The following is a 14,811-nucleotide window of genomic DNA, read 5'->3' as shown; positions in this document are numbered from 1 at the left end:
GACCGCCATGCTTATCAACGCCTTGCAGACGACCCTCGCCTTTGCTCCCGCCCCCGAGGACCTGGAAGAGGTTTTCTTCGACGCCCCCATCATCGCTTTCGCGCCCGCCGAACGGGACGAGGAGGAAAGCGAACAAGGGGAGCCCTGACACCGTCAGACCCCCGTCGCCGGAATGCCGGTCCGTTCGACGGGCCGAGGTGCAGTCAGGTCCTTCCACTGGGTCAGCGCACGGTTGACCGCCGGACGCGCCTGCCGCGCGACAAACTTGCCGTGGCCTTCCTGCGTGCGCACCTCGCCATCGTGGATCGCGACGTGGCCACGGGTCAGGGTGAAACGGGGCAGGCCCTTCACGGCATGACCCTCGAAGACGTTGTAGTCGATCGACGACTGCTGTTTCCCTGCGGCGATGGTTTTCGTCTTTTCGGGGTCCCAGACCACAAGGTCGGCATCCGCGCCCACCAGAACCGCGCCCTTCTTCGGGTAGCAGTTCAGAATTTTCGCGATATTGGTTGAGGTTACGGCGACAAACTCATTTGGCGTCAGTCGACCCGTTGCGACCCCATGGGTCCAGAGCATCGGCATCCGGTCCTCAAGCCCTCCGGTCCCGTTCGGGATCTTGGCGAAGTTACCGACGCCGAAGCGCTTCTGTTCCGTGGTGAAGGCGCAGTGATCGGTGGCGACGACGGAGAGACTGCCGGACATCAGCCCAGCCCAAAGGCTGTCCTGATGCTGCTTGTTGCGGAAGGGTGGCGACATCACGCGGCGGGCGGCATGGTCCCAGTCAGGATGGAAGTATTCGCTTTCGTCCAGCGTCAGGTGCTGGATCAGGGGCTCGCCCCAGACCCGTTTGCCTTGGCTCCGTGCGCGCCGGATCGCCTCGTGCGCGTCCTCGCAGCTTACATGGACCACGTACAGCGGCACGCCCGCCATGTCGGCAATCATGATCGCGCGGTTGGTGGCCTCACCCTCCACCTGCGGCGGGCGGGAATAGGCGTGACCCTCTGGCCCGGTGTTGCCCTCGGCCAAGAGCTTTGCGGTCAGTTCGGCCACCACATCGCCGTTCTCGGCGTGGACCATCGCAAGGCCGCCCACGTCGCCTACCCTGCGGAAAGAATTGAACAACTCATCGTCATTCACCATCAGCGCGCCCTTGTAGGCCATGAAGTGCTTGAAGCTGGTGATCCCGGCCTTGGCGGACTCTTCGATCCCGGTCCAGACCTTCTCGCCCCACCAGGTGACAGCCATGTGGTAGGAATAATCGCAGGTCGCGCGGGTGGATTTGTTCGACCAGACCTTGGCCGCATCCATCAGGTCCTGACCTTGCCCCGGCAGGATGAAGTCGACGACCATCGTGGTCCCGCCGCTGAGGGCCGCCCGGGTGCCGGACTCAAAATCATCCGCCGAGTAGGTGCCCATGAAGGGCATCTCCAGATGCGTATGCGGATCAATGCCGCCGGGCATCACATAACAGCCGGTCGCGTCGAGTTCGGTGCCACCCTTGAGGCCCTGCCCGATCTCGGTGATCACCCCGTTCTCTACCCGCACATCGGCCTTGTAGGTGAGGTCGGCGGTGACGACGGTGCCGTTCTTGATGATGGTGGTCATTTAAAGGACTCCCCGACCGAGTTATTCTTTGAAGTGGCTACGCATCAGCGATTTGAGGTCCGTAAAGCCATCAATGCTGACAACGAGAAGAAAGGTCGGTTCAAACGGCACCAGCGCCGCAACCTGATCGCACTGGTAAAGACCGCCAAAACCGGAAAACCAGTTCGCCTTACGTGAGGCATCTGCGCTTGCACCAGTGACAACCTGGCCAGTTACCGAGTTATTCACTTCCCGCTTTAGCTTCAGGTTATAGCCGTATTCACTTAGCGAGCTGATCGGCATATTCGCTAGTAGCTTAAGTGTGGAGCCATCGACGCAAAGGCTAGAGATATAGGCATAGGCTTCTTCACCAACAGCAAGTTCCGAAAAGAAGGGTTCGTTCCCAAATTTGCGAAGTCCCTCCTTATCCGCATCCAACTGGAAGCCTTCTGCAGAACCGACGGACGGAACGAGCTGGGCAAACAACAGAGCTGAGCCGATCAAACTCCTGATTTTCGTCACCCCACCACCTCCGCCACCTCAAGCACCGCGTGCAGCAGTACGTCCGTCCCCGCCGCCGCCCACTCCGGGCTGATCTCCTCGGCCTCATTGTGGGAAAGCCCGTCCACGCAGGGGCACATCACCATCACCGTGGGCGCGACGCGGTTGATCCAGCAGGCATCGTGGCCAGCGCCGGAGACGATGTCCATGTGGGAATAGCCCAGCTTTTCCGCCGCTTGCCGGACGATCTTCACAAGGCCGGGGTCGAAGGTGACGGGGTCGAAGTGGCCCACATCCTCGATCTCACACCCCAGCCCCAGCTCCTTCGCCACCGCAAGGGCGGCCCGCGTCACTTCGGCCTTCATCGCGTCGAGCTTGGCCTGTTCTGGGGACCGGATATCCACCGTGAAGACCACCTTCCCCGGGATCACGTTGCGCGAGTTCGGGAAGACCTTGACCTGCCCCACCGCGCCCACGGCGTTCGGCTGGTGGCTCATCGCGATCTGATGCACGCGCTCGGTGATCCGCGCCATGCCAAGACCCGCGTTGACCCGCAAGTGCATCGGGGTCGATCCGGTGTGGGCGTCCTTGCCCGTCAGCGTGATCTCCAGCCACCAGAGGCCCTGGCCGTGGGTGACGACGCCAATCTCCTTGCCCTCGGCCTCGAGGATCGGGCCTTGCTCGATGTGCAGTTCCAGCATCGCGTGCATTTTTCGGGCGCCGACTCTCTCGTCGCCAACCCAACCGATGCGGGCCAGTTCGTCGCCGAAAAGCTTGCCTTCCGGGTCCTTCCGCGACTTTGCGTAGTCCTCGGTATGGATGCCTGCGAAGACGCCCGATGCCAGCATTGCAGGGGCGAACCGGGCGCCTTCTTCGTTGGTCCAGTTGGTCACCACGATGGGATGCTTCGTCTTCACGCCCATGTCGTTCAGCGTCCGCACCACCTCCAGCGCACCAAGGACGCCGAGGACGCCGTCATACTTCCCGCCCGTCGGCTGGGTGTCGAGATGCGAGCCCATGTAGACCGGGAGGGCGCTGGGGTCGTTTCCGGGGCGGGTGGCAAACATGTTGCCCATCGTGTCGACGCCCATCGACATGCCGGCCGCCGCGCACCAGCGCTGGAAGAGATGCCGCCCTTCGGAATCCGCGTCGGTCAGGGTTTGCCGGTTGCAGCCGCCCGCAACGCCGGGGCCGATCTTGGCCATTTCCTCCAAGGAATCCCACAGGCGCGCAGGATCGATCCGCAGGTTGTCCCCGGTAGCTGGCATCGTAAGCTCCCTGTGCAGCGGGGCCATGCTGCCCCTTGCCGCGACTCGTTTCCTGACCGTATGGTCAAGGTGAAGCGCACCACAACCTGACCAGACGGTCAACGAAAATATGGGAACGGCATGAGCGGCGATGCCCAGATTTCGCGCCTGAAACCCGGCCGCCGCACAGATATCCGGCGCGAGAACGAACGCGCCATTCTGGATGCCGCGGAAAAGGTGTTTGCCGAAGCCGGGTTCGGCGGCGCGACCATGCAGCTGATCGCCGACATGGCGGGGCTGCCGAAGGCAAACCTGCATTACTACTTTGCCACCAAGGAAGACCTTTACCGCCGGGTCGTGCAGCAGATCTTCGAGATCTGGCTGGATGCCGCTTCCAGCTTCGACAACGCGCCGGGGCCGGTCGAAGGCATCGGGGCCTATATCGATGCCAAGATGGACATCAGCCGCACGCATCCGCATGGCTCGAAGGTCTGGGCGTCCGAGGTGATGCACGGCGCGCCGGTGATCCAGGACTATCTGGAGACGACCTTGCGCGACTGGACCAATGGCCGGATCGCGGTGATCCAGCGCTGGATCGACGAGGGGAAGATGCAGCCGATCAACCCGCGGCATCTTCTGTACATGCTCTGGGCCACCACGCAGCACTATGCGGACTTCGGACATCAGATCCAGACGTTGAACGACGGCAAGCCCCTGACCGATACGCAGTGGCGGGAGGCGAAAACCAGCGTCAGGGACATGGTCCTGCGCGGGATCGGGGCGATCTAGGGGATGACGATGGATATTGCCGAACTGGAGGCGGAGTTCGCCTCGCTTCACCTGCCACACTTTGACGAGGCGCAGGCGCTGGCCCTGGGTCGCATCCTGGTCGACATCGCGCTGGCCGAGCGGCTGCCGGTGGTGGTCGACATCCGCACCGCGGACCGAACCCTGTTTCATGCGGGGCTGCCGGGATCGGCACCGCTGAACGACCTTTGGGCGCGGCGCAAGTCCAATACGGCGCTGATGTTCCAGCTTCCCTCGATGCTGGTGGTGGCACGCAACCGGGTGAAAGGTGAGCCTCTGGACAAGCACGGGCTTTCCGGGGCGGATTATGCCGACAGCGGGGGCGCGGTGCCGATCCGGGTGACCGGGATCGGTGTCGTAGCGGTTGCAACGGTGTCCGGTCTGCCCCAGGTCGAGGACCACAGGCTGGTCGTCCGGGCCATCAGGGCCTTGGCCGCTGGGTAAGGCCCGCTGCGGAGCAGATTGCGCAAAGCACGGGCCTCGCAGGTAGGACCTGCGACGCTTCATCACAGGTGCCTTGCATCAGGCTCCTGATCTCCTAGCTGAAGCCGAGGCCAATCAGGGAGAAACAAATGTTTTCAGGCATCAAGCGGTCGCTTCTGATCATCACGGCGATGTTCACCTTGCTGCCTTGGGGCATCATGCAGGCGGTGAACTGAACCGTCGCTGCGCCTCACGACAATGCCTGTCGGGTCTTGCGAATGATTTGACCTGACAGTCGCCCGCGCGCTATCCAAGGGGTCCGCAGCAATCATCCCGGATCCATGTCGCCCACCGCCCGTCCCCGATCGCGCATCCAGCAACGCAACCGCGAGCTTATCCTGGATGCGGCGCTGGAGGTGTTTTCGTTGCAAGGCTTCCGGGGCGCGACGCTGGACCAGATCGCCGAGGTGGCGGGGCTGTCAAAGCCTAATCTGCTGTACTACTTCCCCTCGAAGGAAGAGGTGCACACGGCGCTTCTCACCGGGCTTCTGGACACCTGGCTTGATCCATTGCGCGAAATGGACGCGCAGGGCGAGCCGCTGGCGGAAATCATGGGCTACGTGCGGCGCAAGCTGGACCTCGCCCGCGATTTTCCGCGAGAAAGTCGGCTCTTCGCCAACGAGATCCTGCAAGGGGCGCCACGCATGCGCGAGGCGATCGAAGGAGACCTGCGGCGGCTGGTGGACGAAAAGGCGCGGGTTCTGACGGCTTGGATGGAAGAGGGACGCATCGCCCGCGTCGATCCGGTGCATCTGGTGTTCTCGATCTGGGCCTTGACCCAGCACTACGCCGACTTCGATGTTCAGGTGCGCGCGGTTCTGGGCCCGGGCCATGACCCTTTTGCCGAGGCCGGCGGATTTCTCGAAACCTTGTTCACCCGACTGCTTGCACCACAAGGCTAGAGTTTTACGCAATCTTCAGCTGATAAGACGTTGCTTTTGCGTTAACATCCGCCCGCGTGCATTTACAGACGGAAGGGCAAAACATGATCAGCAATATCCGGGCTTCACTGCCGCTGGCCGACAATCCGCTTGCCACGCCTTTGCATGAACCAAAGCCGGCCGGCCAGTATCCTTCCGGCACCTCCGGTCCGGTTGCTGCCCCGTTGCAGGTGCAGGCCGTCCAGCAACCCCCGCCAAAACCTGGCGCAGGTGACCGGCATCTGGTCGAGGCGCGGATGGCCACCGAGAACAACGCGGCCGCAGCGGCAAATGCTGCGCGAGAAGCCTACATACAGGCCAGCATCGCGGCCGGAATCAGCCCGCTGCCCCTGCCCTAGACTAGGTCCAGCACCAGGTCGAAGTGGTGGCCCTTGCGTCGTGAAGAAAGGCCTTCCGCGTCGCCGCAGTCGGCGTAGCGTTCACTCTGCTGCTTGGGCCATCGGGTTGTTCGGATGCGTCGTCCAGTCGGCGTAATCTCCGACCACCTTGCCGGTGCGCGGATCAACGGTCCCCTTCGGCAGTTCGCGCATGGTGATGCAGCTTTCCACCGGGCAGACGTCGATGCAGAGGTTGCAGGCCACGCATTCGTCGTCCATCACGGTGAACACCCGGTCGGGCGACATGGCGATGGCCTGGTGGCTGGTGTCCTCGCAAGCCGCATAGCAGCGCCCGCAGGAGATGCAGAGGTCCTGGTCGATCTGGGCCTTGGTGACGTAGTTCAGGTTCAGGTGCTGCCATTCGACAAAGTTCGGCACCGCGCGGCCGACCAGGTCGGACATCGCCATCTGCTTTTCGTCGAGATACTGCGACAGGCCCGAGATCATCTCCTGCACGATCTTGAAGCCATAGGTCATGGCGGCCGTGCAGACCTGCACGTTTCCTGCGCCAAGTGCCATGAACTCCGCCGCATCGCGCCAGGTGGTCACTCCGCCGATGCCGCTGATCGGCATGCCGCGGGTTTCCTCGTACCGCGCAATCTCGGCCACCATGTTCAACGCGATGGGCTTCACGGCCGGGCCGCAATAGCCGCCGTGCGACCCCCTGCCGTCGATCATCGGGAAGGGCGAGAAGTGGTCAAGGTCGACATTGGTGATGGACTTCACCGTGTTGATCAGGCTGACCGCATCCGCCCCGCCCCGATGTGCTGCGATCGCGGGCGGCAGGATCGAGGTGATGTTGGGCGTCAGTTTCACGATGCAGGGCATGCGGGAGTACTGCTTGACCCAGCGCGTGACCATCTCGATGTATTCCGGCACTTGGCCCACAGCCGAGCCCATGCCGCGTTCGGCCATGCCGTGCGGGCAGCCGAAGTTGAGCTCGACCCCGTCCGCCTCGGTATCCTCGATGCGCTTGAGGATGTCCTTCCAGGACTCTTCGTCGCAAGGGACCATAAGGGAGATGACCAGCGCGCGGTCCTTCCACTTGCGCTTGACCTCCTTGATCTCCTGCAGGTTCACCTCCAGCGGGCGGTCGGTAATAAGTTCGATGTTGTTCAGGCCCAGGAGCCGCCGGTCCGCCCCCCAGATCGCGCCGTAACGCGGGCCGTTCACGTTGACGATCGGCGGGCCTTCCGCGCCCAAGGTCTTCCAGACCACGCCACCCCAGCCCGCCTCGAACGCGCGCTCGACGTTGTACTTCTTGTCCGTCGGTGGCGCCGAGGCCAGCCAGAACGGGTTCGGCGACTTGATGCCAATGAAATTCGAGCTGAGGTCAGCCATGATCAGCCTCCTTGCGACGGGCGGAGAGGGATGCGGGGGAAGTAAGGTGGGCGATCCGCCCAGCGTTGGTCAGAACAGCGACCAGATCCAGCCGATAAGATCGCCGCCGAACTGGCCGAGCTTCGGCACGATGAAGGCCCAGGCGACGCAGCCAAGCGTGTTCCAGAACATGAACCGCGGCAAGGACATGCCGCTCATTCCGGCCATCAGAAAGACCACGGGCCGGAAGATGGTGGTGAAATGGCCGATGAAGATCGTCACCGGGCCGTATTTGTCGAAGGTGGCCTGCGCCTTTGCCACCCAATCCGGGTGGTCGCGCAAGGGCCGCATCGTCAGGATGTGCGTGCCGTAGCGGCGCCCCAGCCAGTAGCTGAAGGTCGACCCGATCAGCGCGCCGATCGTCGCCCCGATCCAGAGCGCGGTGAAGGACAGCGCCCCGGTTGCTGCCAGCGCACCCACGGCTGCCAACACGGGCGTCGAGGGGATAAGCAGCGACAGGAAAGCGGTCGTCTCGGCCGCCGCGAAAAGCACCATGATGAACGGAAACCAGGTCTGGTTCTGTTCGATGAAGGCGATGATACTTTGCGCGAACTCTTCCAACGGCCACCTCTTCCGGCGCCCGTTCTGGCGCGGGTTCCCAAATAAAGCAAGGGAGCAAAGCAGCCATTACAGAGCCATAAGCTGGATGTGCATCGCCTCGGCAGCATCGCGGCCCTCGGCGACGGCGGTGACGGTCAGATCCTCGCCCCCCGCCGCGCAGTCGCCGCCGACCCAGACCTTCGCCGACGCACCTGCCAGCTTGCCGCCCGCGACGGGCAGCGTATCGGGCGCTCCGGTCAGGGTTTGGCCGATGGCCTTGAAGACCTGGTCGGCCTTCAGGGTAAAGGTCTCGGAGCTGAGGGTCAGGCCGTTCGGTCCTTCGGCGGTATAGGCAAACTCCACCGCTTCGGCACTGCCGTTGCCCAAGACGCGGACCGGGGCCGCGTTGTGGATGATCCGGACCCCCGCCTGGGCCGCATGCTCTTGCTCATAACCCGAGGCGGACATCTTTTCCTGGCCACGGCGGTAGACGATGGTGACGTTCTCGGCGCCAAGAAGCTTGGACTGCACGGCGGCGTCGACGGCCGTCATGCCGCCGCCGATCACCACCACGTCACGGCCGATGGGCAGGGTCGAGACATCGGAGGCCTGGCGGAGCTCGGCGATGAAATCGACGGCGTTGCGGACGCCGGACAGGTCCTCGCCCGCGGCCCGGAGCGCGTTGACGCCCGCAAGGCCGATCCCAAGGAACACCGCGTCGAAGTCACCGGTCAACTGGTCAAGACTGATGTCGCGGCCAAGCTCGACGCCGGTCCGGATCTCGATCCCGCCGATTTGCAGCAGCCAATCGACTTCCTTTTGCGCAAAGCCGCCGGTGGCCTTGTAGCTGGCGATGCCATATTCGTTCAGTCCCCCGGCCTTTGGCCGACGTTCGAAGATCACCGCGTCATGACCGTGCATCGCCAGCCGGTGCGCGCAAGCCAGACCCGCAGGCCCTGCGCCGACCACGGCAATCCGCTTGCCGGTCCTGGCGGCACGCGTGAAGGGGTGCAGGCCCTTGGCCATCGCCACGTCGGTGGCAAACCGCTGCAGACGCCCGATCTCGACCGGCTTTCCCTCGGCTGCTTCGCGGACGCAAGCTTCTTCGCAGAGGGTCTCTGTGGGGCAAACCCGGGCGCAGATCCCACCCAGGATGTTCTGGGTCCAGATCGTCGTCGCAGCCGCTTCGGGCGTACCGGTCGCGATCTGGCGGATGAAGAGCGGGATGTCGATCGAAGTCGGGCAGGCCGTGATGCAGGGTGCATCATGGCAGAAGTAGCAGCGATCGGCGGCGACCCTGGCCTCATGTCTGTCCAGCGCCGGTTCGTGGTCGGCGAAATTCCGGGCATAGGCTTCGGCTGGCAGGCGACCCGGAACGATGCCGGGCGTCAGCGGGCTGTGCGTCATGGGACGTCTGGTCCTCCCCTGTGCTTGTTTTCAGGAAGGCTGGCACAGGTCAATTTTTTTATCAAATGGTAAAGTTTCTTATCCCGAGAATTTCCCGGTGATTGCACGTTTTTCAAGCAACCCGGCTGATAGCGCCAACGCTTTCGCGGCTTTTCAGCCCCGGCCCGGTCGCGTATAAGCGCCCAATACCAGACTGTCGGGGGCTTTGGCCAACCCGCGCGCCCAGGGCAGAGAAGAACAGAGGATCCGATGAGCAAGCAGAACACCGACACCGATGTCGCCTTCATCTCGGCGCTTGCCGAGCTTCTGAACAAGAACGACCTGACCGAACTGTCGGTGAAGCGGGAATACGGCGAGGATGACAGCCTGGAAGTCCGGGTCGTCAAGCAGTCGAACGTGGTGACGGTGTCCGCGGCCCCTGCCCCGGTGCAGTATGCAGCGCCTGCGGGGGTTGCGGCGGCACCGACTGCTGCGGCAGCGCCGGAGGACCCCGCCCAGCATCCCGGGGCCGTAACCTCGCCGATGGTCGGCACGATCTATCTGGCTGCCGAACCCGGAGCCACGCCCTTCGTCGCCCTTGGCGCCCAGGTGACCGAAGGCCAGACCGTCCTGATCATCGAAGCGATGAAGACGATGAACCACATTCCGGCCCCGAAGTCGGGCACGGTGAAGCGCATCCTGGTCGAGGATGGCCATCCGGTCGAATACGGCGCCCCCCTGATGATCATCGAATAAGGGAATACACCCATGTTCGATAAGATCCTGATCGCCAACCGGGGTGAGATCGCGCTGCGCGTGATCCGGGCCTGCCAGGAAATGGGGATCAAGTCGGTCGCCGTGCATTCCACCGCCGACACCGACGCGATGCATGTCCGCATGGCAGACGAGTCTGTCTGCATCGGCCCGGCCCCGTCCTCGGAAAGCTACCTGTCCAAGGCTGCCATCATCTCGGCCTGCGAGATCACCGGCGCGCAGGCGGTACATCCCGGCTACGGTTTCCTGTCCGAAAACGCGGCCTTTGCGCAGGCATTGGAAGACCACGGCCTGACCTTCATCGGCCCTTCGGCGGAACATATCCGCATCATGGGCGACAAGATCACCGCCAAGGTCACGGCGAAGGAGCTTGGAATCCCGGTCGTCCCCGGCTCGGACGGCGGGGTTCCGGACTACGAGACCGCACGCACCGTCGCCGAGGAAATCGGCTATCCGGTGATCATCAAGGCCACCGCCGGCGGCGGCGGGCGCGGGATGAAGGTCGCCACCAACGCGACGGAACTGGAAATCGCTTTCCGCACCGCCCGGTCCGAAGCGAAGAACGCCTTCGGCAACGACGAAGTCTATATGGAGAAGTACCTCCAGCGTCCGCGGCACATCGAGATCCAGGTGTTTGGTGACGGCAAGGGCGACGCGGTGCATCTGGGCGAGCGCGACTGTTCCTTGCAGCGCCGCCACCAGAAGGTGTTCGAGGAAGCCCCCGGCCCGGCGATCACCCCGGAACTTCGCAGCAAGATCGGCATGATCTGCGCCAACGCGTTGAAGAAGCTGAAATACATCGGCGCGGGCACGATCGAGTTCCTCTACGAAGACGGCAACTTCTACTTCATCGAGATGAACACGCGGCTACAGGTCGAACATCCGGTCACCGAAGGCATCTTCGGCGTCGATCTGGTGCGCGAACAGATCCGCGTCGCCAGCGGCATGGGCCTGTCGTTCCGCCAGGAAGAGCTGGAGATCAACGGCCACTGCATCGAGGTGCGGATCAACGCCGAAAAGATCCCGAACTTCTCGCCCTGCCCCGGCCGGATCACCCAGTTCCACGCGCCGGGCGGCCTTGGCGTGCGGATGGACAGCGCGATCTACGACGGCTACCGCATTCCGCCCTATTACGACAGCCTGATCGGCAAGCTGATCGTGCACGGCCGCGACCGGCCCGAGGCATTGGCGCGGCTGAAGCGGGCACTGTCGGAACTGATCATCGACGGCATCGATACCTCAATCCCGCTGTTCCACATGCTTTTGGCCGAGCCGGACATCCAGAACGGCGAATACAACATCCACTGGCTGGAAAAGTGGCTGGAAAAGCAGTTCAACTAAGATGAGCGGGGCGTCCATCGTCGGGCGCCCTGCCGCAAAAGTCTTCGAAGACTTTTGCAAAATCCTTCGAAGGATTTTGTAGGTGGACGAAGTCCTTACCCCCGATATCCTGCTTCGCGCCTATGCGATGGGCATCTTTCCGATGTCCGATGGCCGCGACGACCCCGAGATCCACTGGGTCGACCCGCGTCGTCGGGGTGTGCTGTCGCTTGACGGTTTCCACCTGTCGCGATCTCTGGCCAAGCGCATTCGGTCCGGCCGGTTTCGCGTGACGACGGATACCGCGTTCCAGGCAGTCGTCGAGGCTTGCGCCGCGCGCGAGGAAACCTGGATCAGCCACCGTATTCAGCGACTTTACCTGCAACTCCATCGACTGGGCTTTGCCCACAGCGTCGAAGTGTGGTGCGGCGAGGAGCTTGTCGGCGGGGTGTACGGCGTTGCCCTGGGGGGCGCTTTCTTCGGAGAAAGCATGTTCTCGACTGTGACCGATGCCTCGAAAGTGGCACTCGCCTACGCCGTTCACCGCCTGCGCGAAGGGGGGTTCCGGCTGTTTGACACCCAGTTCGTCACGTCGCATCTGGCAAGTCTGGGCGGAGCCGAGATTTCCCGGGCCGATTACCATCGCCTGCTGGCCGAAGCACTGGAGACGACTGCAGACTTCTATCCGGAAAGCTACTCGCCCTCGGCCGGGGCCGTCGCTTCTTCCAGCGCGGCTGCGGGTAGAATGCAGTTCAGCACCCAGACATCGTAGCGCGGATGGTCAAGCGCGGAGAGCGCGGGAGACGATGCCAGCATCCATCCCGTGAAAAGCTCCGCCTCGGTCGTTTCTTCCAGAATTGTCAGATGCGCCTCGGCGTCCGATGCGGGGTTGCCTGTCGGATAGCGGCAACTGTCCAGCTGGACCACAAGGCGACCGAACTTCGCGGCCTGTCCCACGCTCAACTCGACATCGCCGGTTTCGCTGGTGAGCTTGTCCAGAAAGCGCAGTTCGGCACCATCCGAGTCGGTGAATTCAGGCCCGGGTTGCGGATCAGGATCACCCTCTTGCGCTGCGGCCGGGAAGGCCAGCGCAAGCACCAAGAAGAACGCTTTCATGGCGCTGCTGCCTGGTCCGCAGCGGCGTCGCCTTCGGCTCCACCGCCCGCAAACTTCATCAGAAGCGTGATCAGACTGACCGCGCCCTGGGTGTCCTCGATCTCGCCTCCGGGTTCCAGCGCCTCCAGCGCGCCGCCGGGTTGGACCTCGACAAAGGTCCCGCCCAGCAATCCTTCGGAAGAAACGAGGAGTGTTGAATCTACCGGGACCGCCACGTCGTTGCGCATCGAGATGGTGGCGTCGGCGAAGAAGGTTTCGGGGTTCAGCGACAGGGCGGTCACGGTGCCGACCTTGACTCCGGCAAGTCGCACGTCGGTCCCAACACTGACTCCTTCAATCGACCGGAAGCTTGCCGTCAACGGGTAGCTGGCGGGTTGGCTCAGCATGCCCGAGCCCTGCACCGCGTAGAGCGCAAAGCCCGCTGCCACGGCCAGAACCGCAGCCCCGGCCAGGATTTCTGCACGTTCGTAAGCCATCACTCGGGCTGCCAGGCCTCGTAATCGCGGCGCGCGACGGGTTCAATGCGACGGATCGAGCCCGGGGGCGCATAGGCCGCTTCGGTGCCGGTAAGGTTTTCCTGGTGCGGCTTTTCCCAGACCTTGTGTTTCAGCGGCGACTTGGTCGGCGGCTCGTCCCAGGTGTAATGCAGCCAGCCGTGCCAGTCGGGAGACACGCGGGAAGCTTCCATGTCGCCATTGAAGATCACCCAGCGGCGCTTGGCATCGGCAGTCTGGTAGAAGATGTTCCCCGCCTCATCCTCGCCGACCCGCACACCCTTGCGGGCGGTGAACAGCTGGGTGCCGATGGTCTGGCTGTTCCACCAGGTCAGCAGGCGTTTCAGAAAATACATGGGCGGCCTCCGTTTGCGCCACTTATGCCGGATGCCGGAAGAAAGGTCTAGGGCGGGCTGGGCAGAGTGGCGCGTTGCCGGACGTATCGGGTCGTGCCAAATACACCGTTTCCGCCATCTCGCGCCAACGGCCGTCGATCACAAAGCAAGCAGAGTGACCGTGGCAACACGCAGCATCGCACCGCCTTGCTAGAACCCAGCGACTGAGGTCGGATCAGGCCTTCACCGGCTCTTTCTTCTTTGTCTCGGTATAGACGAGCATCGGCTTCGCACCCGAATGAACCGCTTCGTCCTTGACGACAACTTCCTCGACCGAATCCATGCCCGGCAGTTCGAACATGGTGTCGAGAAGGATGTCCTCCATGATCGACCGCAAGCCCCGCGCGCCGGTCTTGCGCTTGATCGCGCGCTTTGCGATCGCGACCAGGGCATCGGAGGTGAAGGTCAGCTTGACGCCTTCGATCTCGAACAGGCGCTGGTATTGCTTGACGAGCGCGTTCTTCGGTTCGGTCAGGATCGTGACCAGCGCCGCCTCGTCCAGGTCGGTCAGCGTGGCGATGACGGGCAGGCGACCGACGAACTCCGGGATCAGACCGAACTTGAGCAGATCCTCAGGTTCCAGTTCCTTGAAGAGCTCGCCCACGCCGCGTTCTTCCGGACCCTTGACGTCGGCCCCAAAGCCGATGCCCGAGCCCTTGTTGCGCTGCGCGATGATCTTTTCCAGACCCGCGAAAGCGCCACCGCAGATGAAGAGGATGTTCGTCGTGTCGACCTGAAGGAATTCCTGCTGCGGGTGTTTGCGGCCGCCCTGCGGGGGAACGCTGGCCACGGTGCCTTCCATGATCTTCAGAAGCGCTTGCTGAACGCCCTCGCCCGACACGTCGCGGGTGATCGAAGGGTTGTCAGACTTGCGTGTGATCTTGTCGACCTCGTCGATGTAGACAATTCCGCGCTGTGCGCGTTCGACGTTGTACTCGCTGGCCTGCAGAAGCTTCAGGATGATGTTCTCGACATCCTCGCCCACGTAGCCAGCTTCGGTCAGCGTGGTCGCGTCGGCCATCGTGAAGGGCACGTCCAGGATGCGGGCGAGAGTCTGAGCCAGCAGCGTCTTGCCGCAGCCCGTGGGGCCGATCAGCAGGATGTTCGACTTCGACAGCTCGATGTCGTTCTTCGACGAATGGTTCAGCCGCTTGTAATGGTTGTGCACCGCGACCGACAGCACGCGCTTGGCGTGGATCTGGCCGATCACGTAATCGTCCAGAACCTTGCAGATTTCCCGTGGGGTCGGCACGCCGTCCGAAGATTTCAGACCGGTGGTCTTCGTCTCCTCGCGGATGATGTCCATGCACAGCTCGACGCATTCATCGCAGATGAAGACGGTCGGGCCCGCGATAAGCTTGCGCACCTCATGCTGGCTCTTGCCGCAGAACGAGCAGTACAAAGTGTTCTTGCTGTCGCCGCCGGTGTTGTTCGCCATCCGCAGTCCTCTAGTGCTTTGCCACCGG

The 14,811-nt window shown here is 63.1% G+C and carries 18 protein-coding genes; 8 read left to right on the top strand and 10 right to left on the bottom strand.

The features are described 5' to 3' along the window. Window positions 1-7 precede the first annotated feature (7 nt). A complete protein-coding gene (locus Q0C42_RS17415) occupies window positions 8-148 on the top strand; it encodes a hypothetical protein (RefSeq protein WP_295078871.1) in 141 nt (46 codons plus the stop codon). Between the two features lie 5 nt (window positions 149-153). On the opposite strand, the gene hydA is transcribed toward Q0C42_RS17415, so the two are convergent. Genes hydA through Q0C42_RS17400 form a run of 3 tightly spaced genes read right to left on the bottom strand, consistent with a single transcriptional unit; the run spans window position 154 to window position 3,353 of the window. Beyond that, window positions 154-1,605 carry a dihydropyrimidinase gene (hydA, locus tag Q0C42_RS17410; RefSeq protein WP_295078868.1) on the bottom strand — a complete coding sequence of 484 codons (1,452 nt, stop codon included), beginning with the start codon at window positions 1,603-1,605 and terminating at the stop codon, window positions 154-156. A 21-nt stretch (window positions 1,606-1,626) separates the two neighbouring features. After that, on the bottom strand, window positions 1,627-2,106 hold the full coding sequence (locus tag Q0C42_RS17405) for a hypothetical protein (protein ID WP_295078865.1): 480 nt from the start codon (window positions 2,104-2,106) through the stop codon (window positions 1,627-1,629). Continuing rightward, window positions 2,103-3,353 (bottom strand): Zn-dependent hydrolase, encoded by a 1,251-nt coding sequence (locus tag Q0C42_RS17400; protein WP_295078862.1) that lies wholly within the window; start codon window positions 3,351-3,353, stop codon window positions 2,103-2,105. Before Q0C42_RS17400 ends, Q0C42_RS17405 begins: the two co-directional genes overlap by 4 nt. Before the next feature lie 120 nt (window positions 3,354-3,473). Between Q0C42_RS17400 and Q0C42_RS17395 the strand changes: the two genes are divergently transcribed. From Q0C42_RS17395 to Q0C42_RS17380, 4 genes are all read left to right on the top strand, one after another. Then, window positions 3,474-4,121: a TetR/AcrR family transcriptional regulator gene (locus Q0C42_RS17395; RefSeq protein WP_295078858.1), complete on the top strand. Its 648-nt coding sequence runs from the start codon at window positions 3,474-3,476 to the stop codon at window positions 4,119-4,121. Between the two features lie 9 nt (window positions 4,122-4,130). Then, window positions 4,131-4,583, top strand: coding sequence for a heme-binding protein (locus Q0C42_RS17390; protein WP_295078855.1), 453 nt, complete (start codon window positions 4,131-4,133; stop codon window positions 4,581-4,583). Between the two features lie 320 nt (window positions 4,584-4,903). After that, window positions 4,904-5,524 carry a TetR family transcriptional regulator C-terminal domain-containing protein gene (locus Q0C42_RS17385; RefSeq protein WP_295078852.1) on the top strand — a complete coding sequence of 207 codons (621 nt, stop codon included), beginning with the start codon at window positions 4,904-4,906 and terminating at the stop codon, window positions 5,522-5,524. An 83-nt stretch (window positions 5,525-5,607) separates the two neighbouring features. Continuing rightward, window positions 5,608-5,901, top strand: a complete 294-nt coding sequence (locus tag Q0C42_RS17380; RefSeq protein WP_295078849.1) for a hypothetical protein — start codon at window positions 5,608-5,610, stop codon at window positions 5,899-5,901. A gap of 81 nt (window positions 5,902-5,982) precedes the next feature. On the opposite strand, the gene preA is transcribed toward Q0C42_RS17380, so the two are convergent. The 3 genes from preA to Q0C42_RS17365 form a co-directional block, all read right to left on the bottom strand. Beyond that, window positions 5,983-7,281 (bottom strand): NAD-dependent dihydropyrimidine dehydrogenase subunit PreA, encoded by a 1,299-nt coding sequence (gene preA / locus Q0C42_RS17375; protein WP_295078846.1) that lies wholly within the window; start codon window positions 7,279-7,281, stop codon window positions 5,983-5,985. Between the two features lie 69 nt (window positions 7,282-7,350). Next, a complete protein-coding gene (locus Q0C42_RS17370; protein ID WP_295078843.1) occupies window positions 7,351-7,881 on the bottom strand; it encodes a DedA family protein in 531 nt (176 codons plus the stop codon). A 66-nt stretch (window positions 7,882-7,947) separates the two neighbouring features. After that, window positions 7,948-9,267: an NAD(P)-dependent oxidoreductase gene (locus Q0C42_RS17365; RefSeq protein WP_295078840.1), complete on the bottom strand. Its 1,320-nt coding sequence runs from the start codon at window positions 9,265-9,267 to the stop codon at window positions 7,948-7,950. 249 nt (window positions 9,268-9,516) lie between these two features. On the opposite strand from Q0C42_RS17365, the gene accB reads away from it, so the two are divergent. The 3 genes from accB (at window position 9,517) to aat (ending at window position 12,112) form a co-directional block, all read left to right on the top strand. Continuing rightward, window positions 9,517-10,002, top strand: coding sequence for an acetyl-CoA carboxylase biotin carboxyl carrier protein (gene accB, locus Q0C42_RS17360; RefSeq protein ID WP_295078837.1), 486 nt, complete (start codon window positions 9,517-9,519; stop codon window positions 10,000-10,002). 12 nt (window positions 10,003-10,014) lie between these two features. Continuing rightward, window positions 10,015-11,361, top strand: coding sequence for an acetyl-CoA carboxylase biotin carboxylase subunit (gene accC, locus Q0C42_RS17355; RefSeq protein WP_295078834.1), 1,347 nt, complete (start codon window positions 10,015-10,017; stop codon window positions 11,359-11,361). Window positions 11,362-11,443: 82 nt separating this feature from the next. Further along, window positions 11,444-12,112: a leucyl/phenylalanyl-tRNA--protein transferase gene (gene aat / locus Q0C42_RS17350; protein ID WP_295078831.1), complete on the top strand. Its 669-nt coding sequence runs from the start codon at window positions 11,444-11,446 to the stop codon at window positions 12,110-12,112. Here aat and Q0C42_RS17345 read toward each other — a convergent pair. From Q0C42_RS17345 to clpX, 4 genes are all read right to left on the bottom strand, one after another. Beyond that, complete coding sequence (locus tag Q0C42_RS17345) at window positions 12,034-12,456, bottom strand: DUF2155 domain-containing protein (protein WP_295078828.1); 423 nt, start codon at window positions 12,454-12,456, stop codon at window positions 12,034-12,036. The two genes, aat and Q0C42_RS17345, sit on opposite strands and share 79 nt — an antisense overlap. Then, on the bottom strand, window positions 12,453-12,932 hold the full coding sequence (gene mlaD / locus Q0C42_RS17340) for an outer membrane lipid asymmetry maintenance protein MlaD (RefSeq protein WP_295078824.1): 480 nt from the start codon (window positions 12,930-12,932) through the stop codon (window positions 12,453-12,455). Before mlaD ends, Q0C42_RS17345 begins: the two co-directional genes overlap by 4 nt. Further along, window positions 12,932-13,306 (bottom strand): NADH:ubiquinone oxidoreductase subunit NDUFA12, encoded by a 375-nt coding sequence (locus Q0C42_RS17335; protein ID WP_295078821.1) that lies wholly within the window; start codon window positions 13,304-13,306, stop codon window positions 12,932-12,934. Before Q0C42_RS17335 ends, mlaD begins: the two co-directional genes overlap by 1 nt. Window positions 13,307-13,520: 214 nt before the next feature. After that, window positions 13,521-14,783 carry an ATP-dependent Clp protease ATP-binding subunit ClpX gene (gene clpX, locus Q0C42_RS17330; RefSeq protein WP_295078819.1) on the bottom strand — a complete coding sequence of 421 codons (1,263 nt, stop codon included), beginning with the start codon at window positions 14,781-14,783 and terminating at the stop codon, window positions 13,521-13,523. Window positions 14,784-14,811: the final 28 nt, after the last annotated feature.

It is taken from the genome of Tabrizicola sp. (assembly GCF_022842145.1).
In the GTDB taxonomy this organism is placed as follows: Bacteria; Pseudomonadota; Alphaproteobacteria; order Rhodobacterales; family Rhodobacteraceae; genus Tabrizicola.
Note: the sequence above shows the minus strand (reverse complement) of the source record. Positions and strands in the feature narration are given on the sequence as shown.